This is a genomic window from Kutzneria sp. CA-103260 (genome assembly GCF_018263855.1).
Classification (GTDB): domain Bacteria; phylum Actinomycetota; class Actinomycetes; order Mycobacteriales; family Pseudonocardiaceae; genus Kutzneria.
On sequence record NZ_CP073318.1, the window covers coordinates 2,776,446 to 2,798,676 of the forward strand.

General features: G+C 71.5%; 13 protein-coding genes. All 13 read right to left on the reverse strand.

Annotated elements, in window-relative coordinates; all coding sequences use genetic code 11:
• Position 1 precedes the first annotated feature (1 nt).
• Genes JJ691_RS11885 through JJ691_RS11945 form a run of 13 tightly spaced genes read right to left on the reverse strand, consistent with a single transcriptional unit; the run spans position 2 to position 22,138 of the window.
• Entirely contained in the window at positions 2-2,863 is a 2,862-nt protein-coding gene (locus JJ691_RS11885; RefSeq protein WP_211768833.1) for a type I polyketide synthase, read from the reverse strand.
• Entirely contained in the window at positions 2,860-6,087 is a 3,228-nt protein-coding gene (locus JJ691_RS11890; RefSeq protein ID WP_211768834.1) for an AMP-binding protein, read from the reverse strand. The genes JJ691_RS11885 and JJ691_RS11890 overlap by 4 nt, the downstream gene beginning before the upstream one ends.
• Positions 6,084-6,362, reverse strand: a complete 279-nt coding sequence (locus JJ691_RS11895) for an acyl carrier protein (RefSeq protein ID WP_211768835.1) — start codon at positions 6,360-6,362, stop codon at positions 6,084-6,086. The genes JJ691_RS11890 and JJ691_RS11895 overlap by 4 nt, the downstream gene beginning before the upstream one ends.
• The gene (locus JJ691_RS11900) at positions 6,359-7,867 is read right to left on the reverse strand and encodes an AMP-binding protein (protein WP_211768836.1); all 1,509 of its coding nucleotides are present in this window, start codon (positions 7,865-7,867) and stop codon (positions 6,359-6,361) included. Before JJ691_RS11900 ends, JJ691_RS11895 begins: the two co-directional genes overlap by 4 nt.
• Positions 7,864-9,102: an MFS transporter gene (locus JJ691_RS11905; RefSeq protein ID WP_211768837.1), complete on the reverse strand. Its 1,239-nt coding sequence runs from the start codon at positions 9,100-9,102 to the stop codon at positions 7,864-7,866. Before JJ691_RS11905 ends, JJ691_RS11900 begins: the two co-directional genes overlap by 4 nt.
• A 3-nt stretch (positions 9,103-9,105) precedes the next feature.
• On the reverse strand, positions 9,106-10,062 hold the full coding sequence (locus JJ691_RS11910; RefSeq protein WP_211768838.1) for a 3-oxoacyl-ACP synthase: 957 nt from the start codon (positions 10,060-10,062) through the stop codon (positions 9,106-9,108).
• Positions 10,059-11,165: an acyl-CoA dehydrogenase family protein gene (locus JJ691_RS11915; protein ID WP_211768839.1), complete on the reverse strand. Its 1,107-nt coding sequence runs from the start codon at positions 11,163-11,165 to the stop codon at positions 10,059-10,061. Before JJ691_RS11915 ends, JJ691_RS11910 begins: the two co-directional genes overlap by 4 nt.
• On the reverse strand, positions 11,162-11,410 hold the full coding sequence (locus JJ691_RS11920) for an acyl carrier protein (RefSeq protein WP_211768840.1): 249 nt from the start codon (positions 11,408-11,410) through the stop codon (positions 11,162-11,164). The genes JJ691_RS11915 and JJ691_RS11920 overlap by 4 nt, the downstream gene beginning before the upstream one ends.
• Complete coding sequence (locus tag JJ691_RS11925; RefSeq protein ID WP_211768841.1) at positions 11,407-12,270, reverse strand: 3-hydroxyacyl-CoA dehydrogenase family protein; 864 nt, start codon at positions 12,268-12,270, stop codon at positions 11,407-11,409. The genes JJ691_RS11920 and JJ691_RS11925 overlap by 4 nt, the downstream gene beginning before the upstream one ends.
• On the reverse strand, positions 12,270-15,617 hold the full coding sequence (locus JJ691_RS11930; RefSeq protein WP_211768842.1) for a thioester reductase domain-containing protein: 3,348 nt from the start codon (positions 15,615-15,617) through the stop codon (positions 12,270-12,272). Before JJ691_RS11930 ends, JJ691_RS11925 begins: the two co-directional genes overlap by 1 nt.
• Entirely contained in the window at positions 15,614-18,421 is a 2,808-nt protein-coding gene (locus JJ691_RS11935) for a condensation domain-containing protein (protein ID WP_306291366.1), read from the reverse strand. Before JJ691_RS11935 ends, JJ691_RS11930 begins: the two co-directional genes overlap by 4 nt.
• Positions 18,414-19,250, reverse strand: coding sequence for a sugar phosphate isomerase/epimerase family protein (locus JJ691_RS11940; RefSeq protein WP_249227850.1), 837 nt, complete (start codon positions 19,248-19,250; stop codon positions 18,414-18,416). The genes JJ691_RS11935 and JJ691_RS11940 overlap by 8 nt, the downstream gene beginning before the upstream one ends.
• Positions 19,247-22,138, reverse strand: coding sequence for an amino acid adenylation domain-containing protein (locus JJ691_RS11945; protein WP_211768844.1), 2,892 nt, complete (start codon positions 22,136-22,138; stop codon positions 19,247-19,249). Before JJ691_RS11945 ends, JJ691_RS11940 begins: the two co-directional genes overlap by 4 nt.
• Positions 22,139-22,231 lie beyond the last annotated feature (93 nt).

Here is a 22,231-nt window from a genome sequence, read left to right on the forward strand (position 1 = left end):
CTCACTCACGCTCCTGCGCGGCGGCGACGGCCGCCGCGATGGTTGAGGGGGTCGGTGCGCCGGACAGGGCATCCACGTCCAGGTCGACGCCGAGCTGCCGGCGCACCCGCGCGATCATGCGCAGGAACAGCAGGGATTCCCCGCCGAGGGCGAAGAAGTCGGAGTCGGCTCGCAGGTCCGGGACGCCGAGCAGGTCGGTCCACACGGCGATGATCCGGCCCAGCATGGTGTCCTCCTGGGGCGCACCGGCAGGGGCGGGGGTGACGCGGTTCGGTGTGGGTGTGGCGAGCCAGTACTCGTTGCGGGCGAACGGATAGGTGGGCAGATGCACGCGACGGCCGGTGTGCGAGCGGACGACGGACCAGTCAAGGGTCGCACCGACGGCCCAGAGACGACCGGCCGCGGTGACGACGGGTTCGTCTACTGTGGACTGAAGGGTGATCGTGGCGGCGGCATGGGCCTCGGGGAGGTGGCGGATGGCCGAGGTGAGGGCCTTGCCCGGGCCGACCTCCACGAAGACCGGGCCGGAGTTGGCCAGGGCGGTGAGGGCGGCGTCGTGGAAGCGGACCGGGGAGCGGAGCTGGGTGGCCCAGTAGTCGGATGGGCGGGTGCCGCCGCGGGGGAGGAGTTGGCCGTCGAGGCTGCTGATGATGGCCTGGGTGCGAGGGCGGTGTTGCCAAGGTAGCGCGGAGAGCTGGAGGGCGGCGTCGGCCATCAGCCGGGAGTGGAAGGCGCGGTGGGCGGGAAGCTGCCGGTGACGGATGCCTCGGTCGGTGAGGCGTTCGAGCAAGGCCGAGATGGCCGGTTCGGAGCCGGCCAGCACGAGGTTGTCCGGACCGTTGATCGCGGCGATGTCGATGCCGGGGGCGAGCTCAGCCGCGGCCGCCGGGGTGATGAGGGCCGCGACCATGCGGCCGGGTGCGGTGGCCTGCATGAGGGATCCCCGCCGGGCCACGAGCGAGAGGGTCTGGGCGAGGCTGAGTTCGCCGGCCAGACAGGCGGCCGCCAGCTCGCCGACGGAATGCCCCAGCAGGGCCTTGGGACGTATCCCCCAGGACAACAGCAATCGGCCCAGGGCGTATTCGTGCACGACCAGGGCCGGCTGGGCGATGTCGGTGCGGTGGATGTGGTCGGCCGCCGGGTCGAGCAGGACGTCCCGGATGTCGAAGCCGAGGAGCGGGGCCAGCAGCTCGGCGCATTCGTCCACATCGGACCGAAAGGTCGGGTGCTGGGCGTAGGGGAGGGCCGACATGCCGGGGGTTTCCGAGCCCTGGCCCGGGAAGAGCAGAACCACGCTCGGTCGACGTCGAGCCTGCTGGCGCAGCGGCTGGCCGAGCTGGTCCACGGCTTCGGCGAGATCCCAGGCAGTGACGGAGAGTCGATGGGGGAAGTGGCGGCGGTGGGACTGGAGGGTGCGGGCCACGTCGTGCACGGAGATGTCGTCGGCCGAACGGAGGTGGGTGGCGAGCCGGGACGAGGCGGTGGCGAGCTCGGCGGGAGTGCGGGCGGAGACGGTGAGGACAGCGGGGGCGTGGGGCACGTGGGTAGAGGTGGCGCGAATGGCGGTGGGCGGGGACACGGTTGCGCGGGCGGGGGCCTCCTCCAGGACGACGTGGGCGTTGGTGCCCCCGAGGCCGAAAGAGCTGACGGCGGCCCGGCGAGGCAGTCCAGCGGTCCACTTGCGGGAGGTGTCGTCGAGAACGAACGGGCCGTCGGCGATCTCAGCTCGGGGTGCGGTGAGGCCGGCCATGGGCGGGATCTGCTCGAAGTGGAGGGCCAGGACGGCCTTGATGAAGCCGGCGACGCCGGCGGCGGCGTCCAGGTGGCCGATGTTGGCCTTGACGGAGCCCAGCGAACAGGGGGCGGAGCGGCCGGCGAACACCTCGGTCAGCGCAGCGAGCTCGATGGCGTCGCCCATGTCCGTGGCGGTGCCGTGGGCCTCGACGTAGTCCACAGTGGACGGCGATACGCCGGCGTTGGCGTACGCGGCGGTGAGGACGTCGACCTGGCCGGGCAGACCCGGGGCGGTGTAACCGACCTTGGTGGTGCCGTCGTTGTTGATGGCGGAGCCCTTGACCACGGCGTAGATCAGGTCGTCGTCCCGGACGGCGTCCGCAAGGCGTTTGAGGACCACGACGCCGACGCCGCTGCCGGGCACGGTGCCGGCGGCGGTGGCGTCGAAAGGTCGGCAGCCGCCGTCGGGGGACATGATGCCGCCGGGCTCGTGGCGGTAACCGGTCTGCTGCGGGTACGGCACGCAGACGCCGCCGGCCAGCGCGACGTCGGAATCGTCGGAACGCAGGCTCTGCGCGGCCAGGTGCACGGCGACCAGGGAGGTGGAGCACGCGGTCTGCACGGTGATGGCCGGACCGGTGAGGTCGAGCCGGTAGGCGACCTTGGCCGCCAGGTGGTCCTTCTCGTTGCCCAGCACGGCGGCCAGCAAACCCTGCTCGCGCATCAGGTCCGGATCACGCAGCACCCGGTCGACCAGGTAGTAGCCGAAGCCGGCGCCGGCGAAGGTGGCGACCCGGCCGAACGGGGCGTCGGTGGCCAGACCAGCCGATTCCAGGGCCTCCCAAGCGGTCTGGAGCAGCAGCCGGTGCTGCGGATCCATGATGGCGGCGTCCTTCGGCGTGATGCCGAAGAAGTCGGCGTCGAAATGCCCGGCCCCGTCGAGCAGGCCGCGCACCGGCACGTAGCACGGATCATCCACTTCGGACTCGGCCAGACCGGCGGCGAGTAGTGAGGTCCGGGACAGCCGGCTGGTCGTCACCCGGCCGGCCACCAGATTGGCCCAGTAGTCCCACACGTCGGACGCGCCAGGAAACCGTCCGGCCAGCCCCACCACCGCGATGTCGGTCACTGAGACGCACCGGCCAGATGCCGGGCCAGGGCCTGCACCGTCGGATAGCGGTACAGGTCGACCATCGACACATCACGCCCGGACAGCCGCTCCCGCAACAGGTTCCGCACCTGGGCCAGCCGCAGCGAGTCCCCGCCGACCTCGAAGAACGGCTCGTCGCTGTCGAAGTCGTCGGTGCCGAGCACGGTGATCCACGTCTGCGTGACGATCTCTTCCATATCTGGGGTGGAATCGGGCACGGCCGCCACCGACACCGACTCGACGGCGGTAAGGGCCTTGGTGTCGATCTTGCCGTTGCGGGTGACCGGGAAGTCGGCGGTCTCGATCCAGCGCTGCGGTCGCGCGTAGGCCGGCAGCTGGGCCTCGGCGCCGGCGCGGATCGCCGCCAGATCGACCCCGTCGGTGCGCACGGCCACACACAGCCGGTCGTCGTCGGACAGGAACACGAGCGCGTGCAGAACCCCGGGCTGGCCGGCGATCCGCCGCTCCACGTCGACCAGCTCCACCCGATGGCCGGCGATCTTGACCTGCCGGTCGACCCGGCCGTGGAAGCGCAGCCGACCGTCGCCGTCCCAGCGCGCGAGATCACCGGTGCGGTAGGCCCGTTCGCCCAACACGTTGTCCTCGACGAACGCCGCCGCCGTGCGCTCGGGATCGCCGAGGTAGCCATCGGCCAGGCCGACGCCGGTATTGTACAGCTCGCCGACGCCGCCCGGCGGCACCAGCCCGCCGCGTTGGTCGAGCACCGCCAGCCCGGTGCCGGCGATCGCCGTCCCGATCGGCAGATGGTGCCCGACCTGATGCGGGCCGTCGAAGTGGTGCACGGTGGTGAAAACAGTGTTCTCGGTCGGACCGTAGGCATGGGTGACCCGTAGGCCGGCACAGTGTTCGAGGACTCGCTGGACGAGTCGCGGCGACGTGACGCTGCCGCCGGTGAGCACCTGCCGCACGCCGCGGAACGCGTCCGGACGGTGCTCGGCGATGATGTGGAACAGGCCGGTGGTCATCCACACGTGCGTGACCCCGGTGCGGGGCAGGAATTCCACCAGCGTGGCCGGATCCGGGTCGCCCGGCGGGTACACCTCGACGGCATCGCCGCGGGCCAGCGTGACCAGAAGCTCCAAGGTGGACGCGTCGAAGGCCAGCGGCGCCAGGCGGCTGACCCGCATGGGAGAGGTCGGCGCGAAGATGTTGGTGTCGGCGGCGAGCCTCAGCACGGCCCGGTGCGTGGCCAGGATGCCCTTCGGCAGGCCGCTGGATCCCGAGGTGTAGGCGACGTAGGCCAGATGTCGTGGTGCGTCGGCGAGATCGGGTTCGGTCGCCGGCACGGTCATGTCGACGTCCCCGGGTCCGATCTGGGCGGTCGGGCGCGAGGTGGCCAGCACGTGATCACGCCACTCGGCAGTGGCCTGGGTGTCCATCGCGACATAGGCCGCCCCGAGCCGGAAGATCGCGAGGATGGCGACCGCCTCGTCGGCCGACCGCGGCAGTTCGAGCAGCACGCGGTCGCCGGCCGTCACCCCGGCGGCGGCCAGGCGGGCGGCGTTGGCCAGGGCAAGCAGCCGCAGCTGCCCGTACGTCAGGGAAAGGCCCGCGTGAGTGTCACTGATCGCTGGCGCGTCGGGTGCGCGCAGCGCCTGCCGCTCGAACGACTGCCACAGGTCACCTTCGGGATCGACGTCCATCCCGGTGCCCAGGCGAGTGATCCGTTCCCGTTGGGCTGCGGAAATCGTTCGGGCGGACGAGAGTTCCGTTGACGGGTCGGCACCGAATTCGAGCAGGGCGGCGGTCAAGGAGTCGGCCAGCTCCCCGGCTTCCGACGCGGTCAGTGCGCATGTGGCGTACTCCAGGGCGAGCCGCGGGCATGCCGACCAGCGCTGAAGGTAGAGCAGTGCGTCGAACACCGCGCCGCCGCAATGCCCCTCGTGCAGCCGCCACCCGCCGACCGCGTCGGGGATGAGCTCGTGGTGGGCGGCGAAGCCGATCTGGGTCACCGGATTGCGGGCCGGATCGACGTCAAGACCAAGCGCGGCAACCAGTTGCTCGTACGGCACGGCGGCATCGGCCACCGCTGCCGCGACCCCGTCGGCGACGGCCCGGACATGTTCTTCGATCGATGCCTCGTCGCTGATCCGGCAGCGCACGGGCACAACTCGGGTGCACAGCCCGACAATGTCCATCATGTCCGCGCCGAACCGGCCGGACGCCGGCATCCCGACCAGCAAGTCGTCCTGCCCGGTGCGCCGGGCCACCACCAGCGCCCATGCGGCCAGCACCACGGTCGTCACGGTGACCTGGCACCGCGCGGCCAGAGCTTCGGCCGCCCGTGCCGCCGCCGGGTCGAGGTCGAAGATGAACCGGCCACCCACACCGGTGAACTGCGGTGCCCGCTGACCATCGGACGGCAGGTCGACAACCGTTGGCGCGCCGGCAATGTGGGCGGTGGCGTGCGCGACGGCGGCGTCGAGTTCGGCTGGCGGTCGAGCGGCGATCTGCTCCGGCTGCTGGGTGAACGACACCGCCCGGCCGTGATACAGCTCGACGAACTGCCGCCACAGCACGCCGATGCTCCAGCCGTCCACCAACACGTGATGCACCAGCATGGTCAGCAGTTGGCCGCTGAGCACGAACACCACCGGCGGTGCTTCGAAGGGCCGCAACAGGTCGGTGCTTTCCCGACCGTAGAGCTCGTGCAGCGCGCGAACCGGGTCGGCGGTCGACAGGTGCTGGTGAATGATGCGCGGCCGCTCGGTCGGTGGCAGCACCCGCCGGGCCTGGTTCGCGCCGTCGGCGACGAACATCGTGCGCAGCGAGGAATTCCCGGCCACCAGCTCGGCCAGGGCTCGTTCGGCCCGGATCGGGTCCAGCGGCGCATCGCATTCCAGCGTGAACATCAGGTGGTACGGCCGGTCGACGCCGGCCAGGTGCGTCGCCAGCATCGGCCGCTGGCCCGGCAACAGCTCCCGGTCCGGGCGCGTATCCGGTGCCACCTCCGTTGCCTGATAGGGAACAGCGTCCCGCAGCACCCGACCCAGCGGCTCCGGCCCAAGCAGCCGAGCCGCGTCCACGGTCAGCGACAACCGCTGCTGACCGAGCGCCAGCAGCTCGATCGCACCGAGCGAACTGCCGCCCAGTGCGACGAACGAGCTGGCCGCGAACCGGCCGGCCAGCTCGTCGGCGGCCAGCCCCAGCACCTCCGCCGCCGGTGTCAGCCACTCGCTCATCGCAGTTCCCCCACCAGCTCGGCCATCGACTCGACGGTGAACGCCTCGAACACCCGGGTCCGGTCCAGCCGGATGCCGTAGTGCCGCTGCACGGCGGCCACCAGCTGGATCGCCGCCAGGGAATCGCCGCCGAGTGCGAAGAACTGGTCCCGCACGCCCAGCGGCCGCACCTGCACCCAGCGCGACCACAGCTCCAGCAGTTGCTCCTCGACGTCGGTCCGCGGCGGCGCGGCGGCGCCAAGGTCGGCCGGCCGGTCCTCCGACGCTGCGTTCATCGACCTTCTCCCAAGTCGAACAGCTGCGCTTCCAGCTGACGGCGGTCGACCTTGCCGTTGGCGTTGAGCGGCATCAGGGTCTGGTGCTCGAAGCGGCGCGGCAGCATGTACACCGGCAGCCGTTCACGCACCCAACGTTCGAGGTCGGCAGCGGCCAGCTGGGTGCCGGTATAGGCCGCCACCAGCGAACCATCGAGCGCCAGCACGACAACCTGGTCCACGTCGGGATGTGCGCGCAGGGCTGCCTCCACTTCGCCCAGCTCGATCCGATGGCCGTGGATCTTGACCTGCTGGTCGAGCCGGCCCCGGTGCACGAGCTCGCCCGACTCCCAGCTGACCCGGTCACCGGTCCGGTACCAATGCGCACTAGTCAGCGGCTCAGAGCCGTCGTAGTCCACGGCCGGGTCGACGCCTTCGAATCGGGTGAAACGCCCGAAGTCGTCGGCCTGGTCGAGGTAGCCATCGAACCGCTGCGACCCCCGTACGCACAACTCACCGTCCACAGTGGGCAGACCATTCGTCCCCAGCACGACCACTTCCAGGTGGGGATTCGGTTGCCCGATCGGCACGGTGCCGTTGGAGGTCACCGGCCAGTCCGCCGGATCGGCTGGCAGGCTGTAACCGGTGACCGTGACGGTGCCCTCGGTCGGGCCGTAGATGTTGTGGATTCGGCTGTCTGGCGCCACTTCGGCCCAGATAGCGCTGAACTCCCGGGTCAAGGGCTCGGCCGCGAAGAGGCTGTGCCGCACGGTGTCCACCAGCCTGGTCGGCAGATACCCCAGCTGCCGCGCCATTCCCACCACGGACGGCACCGCGAACCAGTGTGTCAGCCGGCCCCGCCGGATGTAGTCGACCGGGGTGAGCAGTTCGTTGGGCTCCGGCGCGACCACCGTAGCCCCGGAACCCCAAGCCACGAACAGATCGAACACTGAGGGGTCGAAGGTCAGCCCGAAGGTCTGCGACAGCCGGCAACCCGGTCCCACCTCGTACGCCTCGATGCAGTGGGCCAAGTACTCGTGGAGATTGCGGTGCAGGATCGAGACACCCTTGGGGCGGCCGGTCGAGCCCGACGTGAACAGCACATACGCCTCGTCATCCGGCCCGGCGCCGTACTCGGGCAGCGCGATGCCCTTGGGCTCGACACGGTCCGGCAGCGGCAGCATCTTGACCGAGTCGACGGAATGATTGCCGTGCACCAGAACCACGTCGAGGTCGGCCAGCTCGGCGATCATCGACAGGCGCGCGGCCGGCTGCCGGCAGTCGAGCGGTACCACGGCCGCCCCCAGCCGCAACACGGCCAGGTAGGCGGCGTAGACGGGGATGCTGCGAGCCCCGAGCAAGCCGACTCGCCGGGGGACTCCGCCGGTCTCGGCCACGATGTCCAGGGCAACGGCCTCGGCCAGTTGCTCCAGCTCCCAGTAGGCCAGAGCCTGGCCGTCGGCCTCCAGGGCGATGTGATCGGGGTAGCGGTGGGCTGTGTCGGCGAACCACTCGTACAACGTCATGCCGCGTCCTCCCGTGACGACGCCATCCGCAGCACCGGGCCGGCCGCGACCACGACCAGCAGCAGAATTCCGGCCCCCGCCAGCACATACGGCATCTGGATACCGGCCGCGCTGGCCAGCGCACCGGCGGCCAGCGCGCCGAGCGGCGAGACCCCGGTGCCGAGCAGCCGGTACACGCCGTTGATCCGGCCGAGCAGCTCCGGCGGCGCGCTGGCCTGCCGGAACGAGACGGTCAACGTCTGGTAGACGGCCGTGCCGAAGCCGAACACGGCCAGGCAGGCCGCGGCGACGACGGGCTGGGCCACCAGTCCCATGACCAACCCGGCCGCGCCGGCCAGGCCGAGGCACACCAGCGCCGACGGGAAAGTGCCGGTGCGGGCGGCGATCCGGGCACTGGACAGGCCGCCGGCGATGCCGCCGAGCGCGCCCGCGGCCAGGAACACGCCGAACACGCCGGCCGGCAGGTCGAGCCACTTGACGACGTACAGCACCTCGACCGCGCCCATGGCGGTGACGAAGAAGTTGGCCACGCCGAGCATCACCGCGAGCGTCGCCAGCAGCCGGTCGTCACGCAGGTAGCGAGCGCCCTCGCCGACCATCTTCGACCATCGCGGCCGCACTCCGTCGCTGCGTGACGGCAGCGCCGTTCGGGTGCTGATCGTCGCCAACAAAACCACGCCGATGACGAACGACGCGCTGTCGAGCAGGAACGGCAGCGCCGCCAACGCCACGAACAGCACACCGCCGGCCGGCATGCCGGCCGAGTCGCGGAAGATCAGCTGGGCCACGTGCAGGCGGCCGTTGGCATTGGTGAGCATGGGCGGCGGCGCGACCTCGGGCAGGAACGACTGCGATGCCACCATGAACACCGCCTCGCCCAGCCCGAGCAGGGCGGCCGCGACGCATACGACGACCAGGTTCACGGTGTGCGTGAGCACCATCAACGCCAGCGCCACCACCACGACGGCCCGGCTCACGTCGACCGTGATGAGCAGCCGGCGGCGGTCGACGCTGTCGGCCAGCACCCCGGCGATCGGCGAGAACAGGAGCGGCAGGGCCATCGCGACCGTCACCAGGGAGAGCAGGAACGGGTCGGTGGTCAGGGTCACCGCCAGCAGCGGCAGGGCCGTGTACCGGACGCCGTCGCCGAACGACGAGACGGCGTTGGCCAGCCAGAGCCGGGTGAACGGGCCCCAGCCGACCGGGGTCTCGGTCTGGACGGCGTTCTCCGTCAACGGTCACACCTCCCAGAGGGTGGCGGCCCACGCGGCCACCGGGCTGTTGTTGATGACCAGCACGAGGTCACCGACGTCGAAACCGGTGGCCAGCACGCGGTCCAGGTTGAGCACGACGTCCATCGCGCCGAGGTGGCCGTAGTCGTGCAGATGCTCCGCACACAAGGGGTGGATCGGCAGGCCCAACACCGTGGTGTAGAACTCGTACGCCGACGCCGTGACGTTCTGCATGACGGTGGCGCGTATCCGGGACCGGTCCACGTCCGCGTCGGCGATGACCTGGTTCACCAAAGCGGCCAGCCGTTCACGGCTGCGTAGCGCCAGTTCGAACCGGTAGCGGTCGGGGGAGTCGCACTCCTCGCGCCACTCGTACCAGGGCGTGCTGCGGTAGTCGACCCGGAACAGGTCGTGGAACGATCCGTCGACCTCGGCCCGGTGCGCCCGCAACACCGGGCAGCCGTCGCGGACCATGGTCATGGCGTACGCGCCGTCGCCGATCACCGTGACCGGGTGGCGAACGCGGTCGAGCCCGGTGGGACGGCTCGCGTGGGCGATCACCACGCAGCGGCGGGACTCGTCCGCTCGCAGCATGTCGGCCGCAAGAGCCCAGGCCACGCTGGAACCTGTGCAGCCGAGACCGTCCACAGTGAACGCCAGCGCACCGCGGCAGCCGGCTTCGGCCTGTACGCGACCGACATCGGAACCCAGCAGCACTTCCGGTGCCCGCGGCGCGACGAGGATGAGCACATCGGGCGGTGGAGTGTCGGTACGGTCGAGGAGTTCACGGCAGGCCCGCGCCGCCAGGGTCGCGGCGTCTTCCTCGTACACGCCGACGGTCACTATGCCGGAGTCGACGGCGAACCGCGCGGCCTCGCGGTCCAGGCCTGGCAGCTCGGGGAGATCAGCCACCTTGACCCGGTTCTCGGGCAGCAGCGTGTGCACCGCGCCGATGCCGATCACCGGGCACCGGCCATGGCGTGTTCGGCCAGCAACAGCTGGCAGACCTCGGTGCTGCCTTCGATGATCTCCATCAGCTTGGCGTCCCGGTAGGCCCGCGCCACAGGGTGGTCGTCGTGCGCGCCGGCCGAGGCCAGCAGCTGCACAGCGCTGGCCGATCCCTGTGTGGCCTGCCGGGCGGCGACGTGCTTGGCGAACACCGCGGTGACGGCGTGATCCGGTCGGCCCTCGTCCCAGGCGGTGCTGGCGTGCTCGCACACCAGCCGTGCGACTTGTTCCGCGGCGGTCAGCTCGGCGATGTGGCGAGCCACCAACTGGTGTTCGGCCAGCGGTCGTCCAAACTGGACTCGTTCGGCAGCGTGCTGCACGGCGGCGGTCCGGCAGGCAATCAGCATGCCCAGGCATCCCCACGCCACCGACAGCCGGCCGTAGGTCAGGGCCGTGGTCACGAGCATGGTCGTCGGCGCGCCGCTGGCGGCGAGCAGATGCGTCAGCGGCAACCGCACCTTGTCCAGGCGTACGTCGGAGTGCCCGGCGGCGCGACAGCCCGACGGCGCGGCGATGGGGTACACGGTCACGCCGGGAGTCCCGGAAGGCACCACCGCGATACCGACACCGTTGCCGTAGCGGCCGAAAACGACGATCAGGTCGGCGTAGGCCGCGCCGGTGACCCAGGTTTTCCTGCCGTCCACGACAATCGCGTCACCGTCGACGGTGATCTCTGTGCGCATGCCGGACAGATCGCTGCCGGCGGCCGGCTCGCTGAAGGCGATCGCGGCCAGAGCGCCGGCGGCCAGCTTGGGCAGGAACTCCTCGCGCTGCTCGGCCCGCCCGAGCCGCTGCACCGTCCACGCCGCCATACCCTGCGAGGTCTGGAGACTGCGCAGCGAACCACACAGGCTCCCGGTGTGCGCGGTGAGTTCCCCGTTGTCACGGCTGCTCAACCCGAGGCCGCCGTACTCTGTTGGCACCTGCGCGCACAGCAGCCCCTTGCGGGCCAGGCCGCCGAGCACATCAGCCGGAATCTGGCCAGCGACGTCCCAGATGCCGGCGTCCTGGTCGGCCGCGGCGGTGACGGCTGCGATCGCGTCGTCAAGAATGCTCACTGCAACCGCCGGACGAGTCGGGAAATCGCCGAGGCGGTGCGGAAGTTGTCCAGGCTCAGGTCGTCGCCGGTGACCGCGACGCCGTACTCCCGCTCCACGTGCACGACGAGTTCCAGCGACTTCAACGAGGACAGGCCGCCGGTGGCGAACAGGTCGTCGTCCGGCCCGAGTTCGCCGCTGACCAGCCCGGCCACGAAGGCCAGCACGCCGGCCGCCACCGGATCGGTCTCGTTGGACACCGTCATGCCGTACTCCCGTAGTCGTAGAAGCCCGCGCCGCTCTTGCGGCCGTGCCTGCCGGCCCGCACCCGGGCCACCAGTTCCTCGTCGGCTCGGTAGGCGTCCTCGCCGGTCCGCTCGAACAGCACCGCCAGCGTGTCGACGACGTTGTCCAGCCCGATCAGGTCGGCGGTGGCCAGCGGGCCGGTGCGGTGGCCGAGGCATTCGGTGAACACCTCGTCGATCCGGGCCGGCTCGGCCCGCCCCTGGGTCACCAGCCGGGCCGCGTCGTTGATCATGCGCATCAGCACGTGGTTGGACACGAAGCCGGGGCCGTCGCCGACGACGATCGCCCGCCGCCCCAGCAGCTCGAACAGCTCGCCGAGACGGGCCATGGCGGCGTCACCGGTCTGCGCGCCCCGGGCCACCTCGACGGCGTCGATGAGGTACGGGGGATTCATGAAGTGGGTGGCCAACAGGTCGGCCGGCCGGATGGTCGCAGCGGCCAGCTCGGCGACCGGGATGGCTGAGGTGTTGGTGGCCAGCAGCGTGCCCGGATCGACCACAGTGGACAGTTCGGCCAGCACTTTCGCCTTGGTCTCGGCGTGTTCGGTGACGGCCTCGACCACTGCCCATGCCGGGGCCGCCGCGTCGAGTGTGGTCGCGGTGGTCAGCGTGCCGGGAGTGCCGCCGCGCGGCAGCTTGCCCATCAGCATGCCGACGCGGGTGTAGCTGGTGACGAGCTCGGGCGCCCGGGCCAGCTTGTCGTCGTCGATGTCCACGAGCGTGACCGGCAGGCCGTGGGCGACGGCCAGCGCGGCGATGCCCACGCCCATGACGCCGGCCCCGATCACCGCGATCCCGTTGGTGTGCCACGGATCCACCATCAGCTACCCCCGGTGTCGGTGGCTGTCACCGGCGTCAGGCCGGCGAATTCGGGTTGGTCGGACAGGTAGGCCAGGCTCCGCGCGAGCTGGTCGGCGTCCACGCGAGCCGAGCTGTTGTCCGCACGAAGCCAGGCCTGCCACTGCTCGCAGTCGACCGAGTCCGAGGCCGAGCCGGTGTCGAGACGGTCCAGGTCGTAGAGCGCGATGCTGGACAGCACCGGATCGCCGGTGGCCAGCGCGCGTTCGGCGACCAGGCCGAACCACTCGGTGACCGGCAGCGGTCGGGTCGGGTGACCGGCCTCGGCCAGCAGCCCGAACAGCACCGGCAGCGTGGGCGCGATCGTGTCGACGAGGTTGTAGGCGCGGCTGGCCGAGCCGGGCTGGGTCGCCAGCCCGATGACCGCCCGAGCGACCACATCGACCGGTGCCAACGGCACCAGGCGGTCGTCGAGTGGGTGCGCGCCGACCGCGAGACCGGCGGCCAGCAGGCGGAACAGCATGTCGCGGGTGTTGCAGGCACCGGTCTCCCGGTCACCGCTGATCAACCCGGGCCGGAACACCCGCACCCTCAGACCGTCCAGCTCGGCCCGTTCCAGCAGCCGTTCCGCGGCCCACTTGCTCGCGCCGTAACCGCCAGAATGGGGATCGAGCGGCTGGCTGCGAGCCTCGGTGAGCCGACCGCGGTCGCCGACCGACGGTCCGGTCGCGGCGATGCTGCTGACCTGGCTGAACTCGCCGACCCCGGCGGCGCGGGCCCACCGCAGCAGGCCGACCAGCGGCAGCACGTTGTCGGTGCGCAGCACCCGGTACGGCTCGGTGAACACAACCCGGGCCGCGCTGTTGACGATGTGCCCGACGCGCCGGGACAGTTCGCCGTCACGGAAGTCGTGGCATACCCGTCCCACGTCTCGGAGGTCGCCGGGCACCGCCACCACGCGGTCCGGGTCCGGTGCCGGCAGGCGGAATCGCGCCGCCGCGTCCCGCAGCCGGGCCAGCGCCTCGGCTTCGTCAACGGCGCGGACCAGGCAGTACACGCGATGCTCGGTCCGGCGGAGCAGTTCGTGCAGCAGGAAGGCACCAACATAGCCGGTGGCGCCGGTGAGCAAGAAGTCGGTGCCGGCGTTGGTAGCCGACTGTGGTCCGAGATCCGCGGTGAGGTCGGCGTCCAGCAGCGGACCGTCGCCGTCGGTGGCTGGGCCCGGCCCGCTTTCGCTGAGCGCGGCGGCGATCCGCCGCACGGTCGCCCGGCTGCCGCCGACCCGGTGCAGGTTGACCAGAACACCGTGCTGTTGTTGGACTTTGAGCGCCAACTGGACCGACATCAGCGAGGTGCCGCCCAGCGCGCCGAACTCGTCGTCAAGACCGATCTCCGGCCGGCCGAACAGGTCCCGCCACAGCTCAAGCAGCTGGCCTTCGACACCGTCGGCTGTGACTGGGGCATGGGTCGGCGGAGGTTCGGGTGTGAGGTCGTCCAGCGCCCAGAAACGGCGGCGGGTGAACGGATAAGTCGGCAAGGCTATCCGCCGGGCGTCGCCGACCGGCCGCTGCCGGTCGATCCGAACGCCGTGCAACCACGCCGTGGCCAGGGCCTCGTCCAGAGCGGCCTCGTCCAGCGCCACGACAGTGGTGTTCGGCCGCGTGCCGATATCGGCCGAGCCCAGGACCAGCGTGAAGACGTCGTCGTGAGGTACAGCCGGAATGCTGGACAGCACCTCGACGTCCGGGCCAAGTACGGCTAAAAGCTGCTGGCAGAGCGGGTGTTCGCGGTGCTCGGTCACGACCACGGCCCGTCGCTCTTCGGTCCGGCGGGTGCGGACCGGCCCGGGACGGGGCAGCCGCAACGCCTTCGTGAGCTGTTCGGGCGGCGCGGTCACCACGCGACGCTCCGGGAAGTCGGTGCGGCCGACGCGAAGCGTGTGGGCCACATCGATCGGCCGCATCCCGCTCTCCAGGGCGTCGGCCAACCGGGCCGAGGCCTTGTCGAGCTCGGCCCGGGTGCGGGCCGACACCTGAAGCCGCACCACTTCCGGTGCGGCAGCGGTCGACTGTCCAGGTGCCGGGCCGGCGGACAGGACCACCGCGGCGTTGGTGCCGCCAAGGCCCATGGAGTTGACCAACACGTGCCCGCTGATTTGCCGGCCTTCCGCGGACAGCGTGAACGGGCTGTCAGCTAGCAGTCCGGGATCCCTCGGTCTCTCGAACAGCGGATGCGGTGGCACGTAACCGGTCGAGACCACGTGGACAGCCTTGATCAGCCCGGCGACGCCGGCCGCCGCGCCGGTGTGACCGATGTTGACCTTCACGGAGCCGAGTGCGCAGAAGCCGGCGCGCTTGGTGAAGGCGCGAATGCCGTCGGCCAGGCCACGGAGCTCGACATGATCGCCGAGGCTGGTGCCCGAGCCGTGCGCCTCGACGTAGCCGAGCAGTTCCGCGTCGATGTCCGCCGTGTGCAGCGAGGCCGAGACGACGTCGGCCGGTCCCGACGGAGTGGGCGCGGTGAAGCCCGGCCGCTGCGCGCCGTCGTTGCCGACCGCGCTGCCCCGCACCACGGCCAGCACGGGATCACGGTCGGCGAGGGCGTCGGCCAGCCGCCGCAGCGCCACCACACCGACGCCGGAACCCGGTGTCGTGCCGGAGGAACGGGCGTCGAAGGACCGGCAATAGCCATCGGTGGACAGGATGCCGCCGGGCACGTACTGGTAGCCGGCTGCGGGCTCGACAAGCCCGGCCCCGCCGGCCAGGGCGATGTCGCACTCGCCGGCCAGCAGGCTCAGCACCGCGTAATGCACTGCCGTCAGCGACGACGAGCACGCCGTCTGCACGGCGATGGACGGCCCACGCAGACCCAGCTTGTGTGCCACGCGCGGCGCGCCGAAGTCCACCGTGCCACCGAGTTGCAGCGACAGGTCGGCGAGGCCGGTGACCGCGCCCCGGGCCCGCGCGAGTTGGAGGGCGAAGGCGTAGCCGCTGGCGCTCAGGCCGGCGAACACACCAATGCGTGGCGTGTCGTCCTCCGCGCGCGGCGGGTGGCCGGCGTGTTCCAGCGCCTCCCAACAGGTTTCGAGCAACAGCCGCTGCTGCGGGTCGATCAGCTCGGCCTCCGCCGGGGGATAGCCGAAGAAGTCGGCGGCGAACAGCCCCGGGCCGGCCAGCGGAGCGATCCGGCGCACGTAGTCCGGCGACGCGGACTGGTCCGGGCCGATCCCGGCCGCCCGTAACTCGTCGTCCGACAGCTCACGCATGCCCAGCACGCCGCGGTCCAGGTTGTCCCAGAACTGTTCGGGTGTGTCGGCCCCGGGGAACCGGCAGCCGACGCCGACCACCGCGATGGCGGTGTCGAGGCTCATCGGTCTCCCGTCCCACGGGCGGGCCGGCGGGCCGCGCCGAGCAGCCGCTGCCGGCCGCCGTCACGCAGCGCCGGGCCGCCCCGGTCCTCGCCGGCCAGCAGGCGGGCCTGCCGCCGGACGGTGTTGTAGCGGAACAGATCGGCGACCGTGAGCTCCTGGTCGGTCAGCGGCATCAACTTGTCCAGCAACATGATCAGCAGCAGCGAGTCGCCGCCGGCGTCGAAGAAGCTGACGTCGGTCGCGACCTCCGGCACGTTGAGCACCTGCAACCAGGCCTGGTGGACCAGGGTCAGCGGGTCCGCCGGCTCGGGAACGGCTGGCGACGGTTGCGCCACGGTGGCCTCCGGGTCTTTCACGAGATCGCGTGCGCAGTCGCGCAGCTCGGTCAGCAGAGCGGCCACGGTGCCGCGGTCGAACAGTCCCGTCGCGTAGTCGGCGAACAGCTCCAGCCGGTCGCCCTGGTCGACGGCAGTCACCTGGAGCTCGTACTTCACGTGGCTGGACGCCCACAACAGCACCTCGCCGTCGACATCCGGCCCCAGATCGGGCGCCTGCAACGGATCGTCCAGCACGCTGACCAGCACCGGCGTCACCGGCGGCCGGCTCAGGTCCCGCTCGGGCTGCAATGCGGCGGCGACCGCGTCGAAGGAGACGTCGCCGCCGGCCAGCGCGGCCGTGGTGCTGCGACGGACCCGGCCGAGCAGTTCGGTCCAGCTGGGGTCGCCGGTGAGGTCGGCCCGCACCAGCAGGGTGCCGGCGAACATGCCGACAACCTCGGCCCGGCCCGGTGTGTCCCTTGCCGCCCAAGGGAAGGCGAACACGAAATCACGTTGACTGCTGCGCCGGGCCAGGCCGGCCGCGAGCAGTGCGGTGAGCACCATGAACGTCGAACATCCCAGCGCGGCGCCGGCTGCCCGCAGCCGAGCGGACTCCTCGGGGTCGAGCGCGAGCGTTGCGGTGTCGCCCTCGGTGGACTGCATGCCACCTCGGGGACGATCCCGGGGCAGGTCGATGTCCAGCGGCGCACCGCGCAACCCGTCGAGCACGTCGTCCAGGTGATCGTCGTTTGGCACGGGCATCGAGGCCGGGTGCACGGGCGCGGGCAGTGCGGGCGATCCGCCGGCACGGTAGGTCTCGCCGATCTCCGTGGCGATCAGCCGCAACGACCAGCCGTCCAACACCACGTGCGAGGCGGAGAGCGCGACCCAGGTGGTGGCACCGGCGGTCACGACCGTGGCCCGGGCCGGAGGTTCGGCGGCGAGATCGAACGGCTGCCACAGCGATTCCCGCAGGTGCTTGGCGATCTCGTCGTCGGTGCGACCATCGGCGTCCATTAAGGACACTTCCGGTGCCGGCCCGTCGGTGCGGTAGCGCAGCTGTCGGCTGGCGTGGTCCAGTTGGAACGTGGACCGCAGCGCCGGGTGTCGGGCCAGCACCGAGCGGATCGACGCCACCAGCAGCGGGACGTCGACCGGGCCAGTGTAGCGCAGCGGGAAGGCCACCAGATATCCCTGGCGCAGCTGAGGAATCCGGTCCAGGAACCACAGGCGGCGCTGGGCCGCGGTCGCCGGGTACCACCCGTCGTCGGGCAGCGACACCGGCGTCTCGGGCATGCTCGACGCCGCGTCCAGCAGCGCGCCGAGCCCGGCGATGGTCGGGTCGGCGAGGAATTCCCGCAGCGCCACCTGACGGCCCCAGCGCTCGGCCGCCTTGGCCACCATCCGCACCGCCAGCAGCGAATGTCCGCCGAGGGTGAAGAAGTCGGCATGCTGATCCCGCAGCGCTTCCAGCTGGTCCGGACCGTCCAGTCCGGACTCGGCCAGCGTCTCCGCGAACAGGTCGGCCGCTCGACGGGCGCTGATCTCCGTCGACGTTGCCCGCGGCCGGGCCAGGTCCACGGTGGGGGAGGACAACCGGACCGCACCGTCACGCAGGCGCACCGCCCGAAGACCGGCCGCGCCGTTCACGTGCAGCACGCCCTCGACGCCATCGGGCAACGGCTCTCCCGAGTCGTCACACACGTCCAAGTGGTTGCTGGGCAACGGAACCAGCACGGGCTCGTCGCCAGCCGGCGTGACCTCGGCGACGAACCCCGGCTGGCCGGTGACGGCGTAGAAGCCGCGGGGTGCGACACCCCAGCGGGACTCGCACTCGTCGACCGGCAACGGCCCGGGTCGAACGTCCTGCCACACCAAGGAAACCGCCCGCAGCGAACCGTCCGGGATCTCGTCGATCAGGTCCGGCGTGAGGATGGCGTCGGTGATGCCAACACGGCCACTGAGTACCAGCTGTGCACCGGTGAACTGGCAGCCGAAGGCCTCGGCCATAGGGATGGAAGTGGCGGCGAACAGCCGGGATTCCGGCTCCAGGTCGTGCAGCCACGCCACGGTCAACGCTGCGTTCAGCAGCGCTTCCTGAGTCACCACAACACCGTCCAGCACGAACGCCGGGTCGTCAGGACCCACCGGCGCGAGCTCCAGCGGCGGCCCTTCGGACAGCCACAGCGCCCCGGTGTCGGAGAGCACTGGTCCGTCGCCGACCAGCTCGGTGGTGATCGCGGCCCCGGTCCGCAGCACGGCCAGCCACGCGGCCACCTGCTCCGCACCCCGTGCAGAGATGACTGGAACCACGGAACCCGGCCGGATCCCTTGCGCCCGAAGCGAAGCGGCCGTGCCCCAGGCGAGGGCGTCCAACCGGGCAACGGTCAGCGACTGGTCACCAGATACCACCTGCACGGCGGCCGGGTCGCCGAGCTCGAAGCTCGCGGCGACCATCTCCGGCACGGTCCGCGGCGCGTCAGCCATGACTGGCCACCACGTCCGAGAACAGCGCCCGGGTGCCGACGATGGCCCGCTCCACCCGCTGGTAGGCGTTTTCCGGGTCGTTGAACGGCCCGACCTCGACCGCGATGGCCCGAGCCTGGGCGGTGCGCAGCTCGCTGACGAACGAGCCCAGGTCGGCCACGCCGTCGCCGGGGGCCAGATGCTCGTGGTAGCGGCCGTTGGAGTCGGAGAAGTCGACGCTGTTGACCCGCCCGGCCAGCAGCCCGATCTCGGCCGCCGGCACCCCGCGCACCACCATGTGCGAGGTGTCGATGTTGGCCAGCACCGAGCCGTGGTTTACCGCGTCGAGCATCCGGGTCAGCGACGCGATGTCGTTGACCAGCGAGGTGTCCAGCGGCTCCAGCTCGATGCTGACCTCGACGCCGCGGATGGCGGCGTGGTCGCCGATCCGCCGCAACGCGTCCACCACCAGCTGCCACTGCACGGAGGCCGGCCACATGGTGCGCCAGACCCATTCGCCGAGCAGGATCTTCAGCACCGGCGCGCCGAGGTCGCGGGCCAGGTCGATGTGCCGCTCGGTGCGCTCGATGTTGAAGTCCCGCACCACGTCGCGGAAGTCGTTGAGCCCGAAGGCATGGCACTGCGCCATCACCACCGGCAGGCCAGCCGACTCGACGTCAGTGCGCAGCTGCTTGAGCAGCTCCGGCGTCATCGTCATGGCTTCCTCGGTGATGGCCATCCAGTCCGCGCCGGCCTGCGCGGCCGCCCGCCACGATTCGGGCCCGATCAGCGACGACCCCATGAAGGCCTGGTCGACGATGATGCCGAGGGAGGAGGAATCGCTCGTCACGGTGTGTGCTCCTTCCGGCGCGCCACCAGGCGGGCCAGCTGCTGCGCGGACAGGTCGGTCGATGCGGTGCGCGCGGCCGGCGTGCTCCGGGGCAGGGCGCCGATGGCGGCCTCGGGGTCGCGGCACACGGCGGCGAGCACGGCGCGCGTCCCGTCGGCGATGGCGTCCACCAGGTCTCGGCGGTAGCGGGCGGTGTCGTACTCCACGGCCAGCGTCAGCCCGTCCGGCCCGGCTTCGGCGAACAGCGCCAGGTCGAACTTGACGGATCCGGTGTCCGGGGAGGTGAACTCCGTCCATGGCGGGTTCGGTCCGGTGCGGGCGGCGGCCGGGCTGAACAGGAAGCCGAAGACGACCTGCACCAACGCCGCGCGCTCGCGGGTGGCGGCCGAAACGAGTTGGTCGTACGGCAGCGAGGACAGCATGAGCGCGGTCAGCGCCTCGTCGGCGGCGGCCGCGCACAGCGCCGTGAACGGCTGGTCGTCGGCCACCGTGCAGCGGATCGGGACCGTGTTGGCGAACAGGCCCACCACTTCGTCCAGTTCCGGCTCGTCCCGGTTGGCCACCGCGGTCCCCAACAGGAACTCCGCGCGCCCCGACCACCGCCGCACCACCACGGCGAAGGCGGCCAACAGCACCCCGAACGGCGTGGTCCGCAGCCGGCGGGCGAGCTCCTGAACGTCGGTCCACAGCGCCGGATCCAGCTCGTACAGCTGCCGTTCGCCGGCTCGTGGACCGGTCACCGGCGGACGGGGGCCCGGTCGCCGGTCCAGTGACAGCTCGCCGACCAGGTCCGACAACTCGGCCGCTCGTTCGGCGACCAGACGGGCAGTGGCGGCGCTGGCGGCCTGTTGCCGCTCACTGGTGGCGTAGTCGGTGAACCGCACCGGAAGCGGCGGCAGATCGGGCGATTCGCCAGCGAGGATGGCGCGGTAGGCGGTGGCGAGGTCAGCCAGCAGCACGCCGGTGGACCAGCCGTCCACGGCAATGTGGTGCACGGACAACAGAACCAGGTCCCCGCCGGGCAGACCGGGCCACACCGTGCACCGCAGCGGCGGGGCGGCGATGCTGGCCGGCTCGCGGGCGCGGAGCTCGGCGTCGGACTGGGCCGCCCCGTCCGGGTCTGGCTGGTCGGTCGCATCGATGACGGTCATTGGCACGTCGGCGTTCGTGCCGACCACCTGCACCGGATGGTCGTCCACTACGCGATACGTGGTGCGCAGTGCCTCGTGCCGTGCGACCACGGCAGCGAGCGCCCCGGCCAGCGCTGCGCGGTCGACGGTGCCAGACCACCGCAGCAGCAACGGAATCCCGTACGCCGCTGTGCCCGGCTCGGCCGCCTCCAGGAACCACAGCCCCTCCTGCACGGTGGACAGCGGCGCGGTTCGGTCGCCGCCGACGCTCGCCAGCAGCTGGACGCGGTCGATCTTGCCGGTGCCGGTCAGCGGCAGTTGGGGGAGCACCACCCAGCGGGTGGGGACCATGTAGTCGGGCAGGCTCGTGTGCAACGCGGCGCTGAGGGCCGACGTGAGATCGGGACGAGGCTCGGCCGCCACGGCGAAGCCGACCAGGTGGGCGAGGACGCCGTCGCCGGTCTTGTCCACCGCCACCGCCGACACCAGCCCGGTGGCCAGCGCGGCCGCCTCGATCTCACCGGGCTCGATGCGGAATCCGCGCAGCTTGACCTGCCGGTCGGTGCGGCCCAGGAAGTCGATCGCCCCATCCGGCCGCTGGCGCACCCGATCCCCGGTGCGGTACCAGAGACCGCCGTCCGGGACGAACCGTTCGGCGGTGGCCTCGGGGCGGTCCAGGTAGCCGAGCGCCACTCCGGGACCGCCGATCCACAGCTCGCCCTCGGCTCCCATGGCCACGGCCCGGCGTTCGCCGTCGAGCACGCGCAGACTGGTCTGCTGCAACGGAAACCCGATCGGCACTCGCTCCCGCCCGGAGACGGTCTCGGCGGTGCAGTCGAAGTAGGTGGCGAACGTGGTCGCCTCGGTCGGGCCATAGACGTGCACGAGCCGGGCCGGCGGTTGCGCGTCCAGCACCCGTCGCACCACCAGCGGGTCCACGGTCTCGCCGCCGAACAGCAGCGTGTCGAGCGAGGCGAACGCCGTCGGCTCGCCCCGGGCGATCAGGTCGAACAGCGCCGTGGTCAGGAACATCGCCACGATCCGGCGCCGTGCCAGCAGTTCGCCCCAGCCGCCGATCGGGACCTCGCCGGCCGCCGGCAGCACCACGATGGTCGCGCCGGCCGCCAGCGTGGCCCAGACCTCGAAGGTCGTCGCGTCGAACGCGGGATTGGCCAGCTGGGCGACCCGATCGCCCGGCCCGATCCGGCAGTAGGACGGCCCGGTCACCAGCCGCAGCACCGCCCGGTGCGGGACCAGGACTCCCTTGGGCGGTCCCGTCGAACCCGAGGTGAAGGCCACGTAGAGCGGCGACTCGGTGTCGAAGGCGGCCGGCGGCTGCCAGGACGCGGCGGTCTCGACCAGTGGCAGTTCCACGGCGGTCACGCCGTCCGGCAGCGCGATTCCGTCCCGGCCGCGGACGACCAGCCGGCAGCCGGCTTCGGCCAGCACGACCGCCGTCCGGGCCGGCGGTGCGGACGGGTCCAGCGGCACATACGCCGAGCCCGTTCGGGCAATGGCCAGCAGGGCGACCACCAGGGCCGCCGATCGGTCCAGCGCCACCGCGACGCGGTCGCCGACGGCGACACCCCGCGCGGCCAGCGCCGCCGCCAGATCGCCCGAGCGGTCCCAGAGCTGCTGGTAGGTCAGGTCCCCGTCCGGCGCCGCGACCGCCGGCCGGTCCGGCCCGTCGGCGACCCGGTCGGCCACCAGATGGTGAATTCCCCTGTGCACGCGCAACGGCAGCACGGATGCGGACACCGGCTTCCTTTCAACCATCACCCGGTCGGCCGACAAATGCGGCCGACACGCCCCCAGTAAAAACACCGAAACGCCCGACGGGCAATTCGACCC

Bases quoted from the DNA above. Each gene is read 5' to 3' on its own strand.
- JJ691_RS11890 (WP_211768834.1), bottom strand. From the start codon at position 6,087: ATGAGCGAGTGGCTGACACCGGCGGCGGAGGTGCTGGGGCTGGCCGCC.
- JJ691_RS11895 (WP_211768835.1), bottom strand. From the start codon at position 6,362: ATGAACGCAGCGTCGGAGGACCGGCCGGCCGACCTTGGCGCCGCCGCG.
- JJ691_RS11900 (WP_211768836.1), bottom strand. From the start codon at position 7,867: ATGACGTTGTACGAGTGGTTCGCCGACACAGCCCACCGCTACCCCGAT.
- JJ691_RS11920 (WP_211768840.1), bottom strand. From the start codon at position 11,410: ATGACGGTGTCCAACGAGACCGATCCGGTGGCGGCCGGCGTGCTGGCC.
- JJ691_RS11925 (WP_211768841.1), bottom strand. From the start codon at position 12,270: ATGGTGGATCCGTGGCACACCAACGGGATCGCGGTGATCGGGGCCGGC.
- JJ691_RS11930 (WP_211768842.1), bottom strand. From the start codon at position 15,617: ATGAGCCTCGACACCGCCATCGCGGTGGTCGGCGTCGGCTGCCGGTTC.
- JJ691_RS11935 (WP_306291366.1), bottom strand. From the start codon at position 18,421: ATGGCTGACGCGCCGCGGACCGTGCCGGAGATGGTCGCCGCGAGCTTC.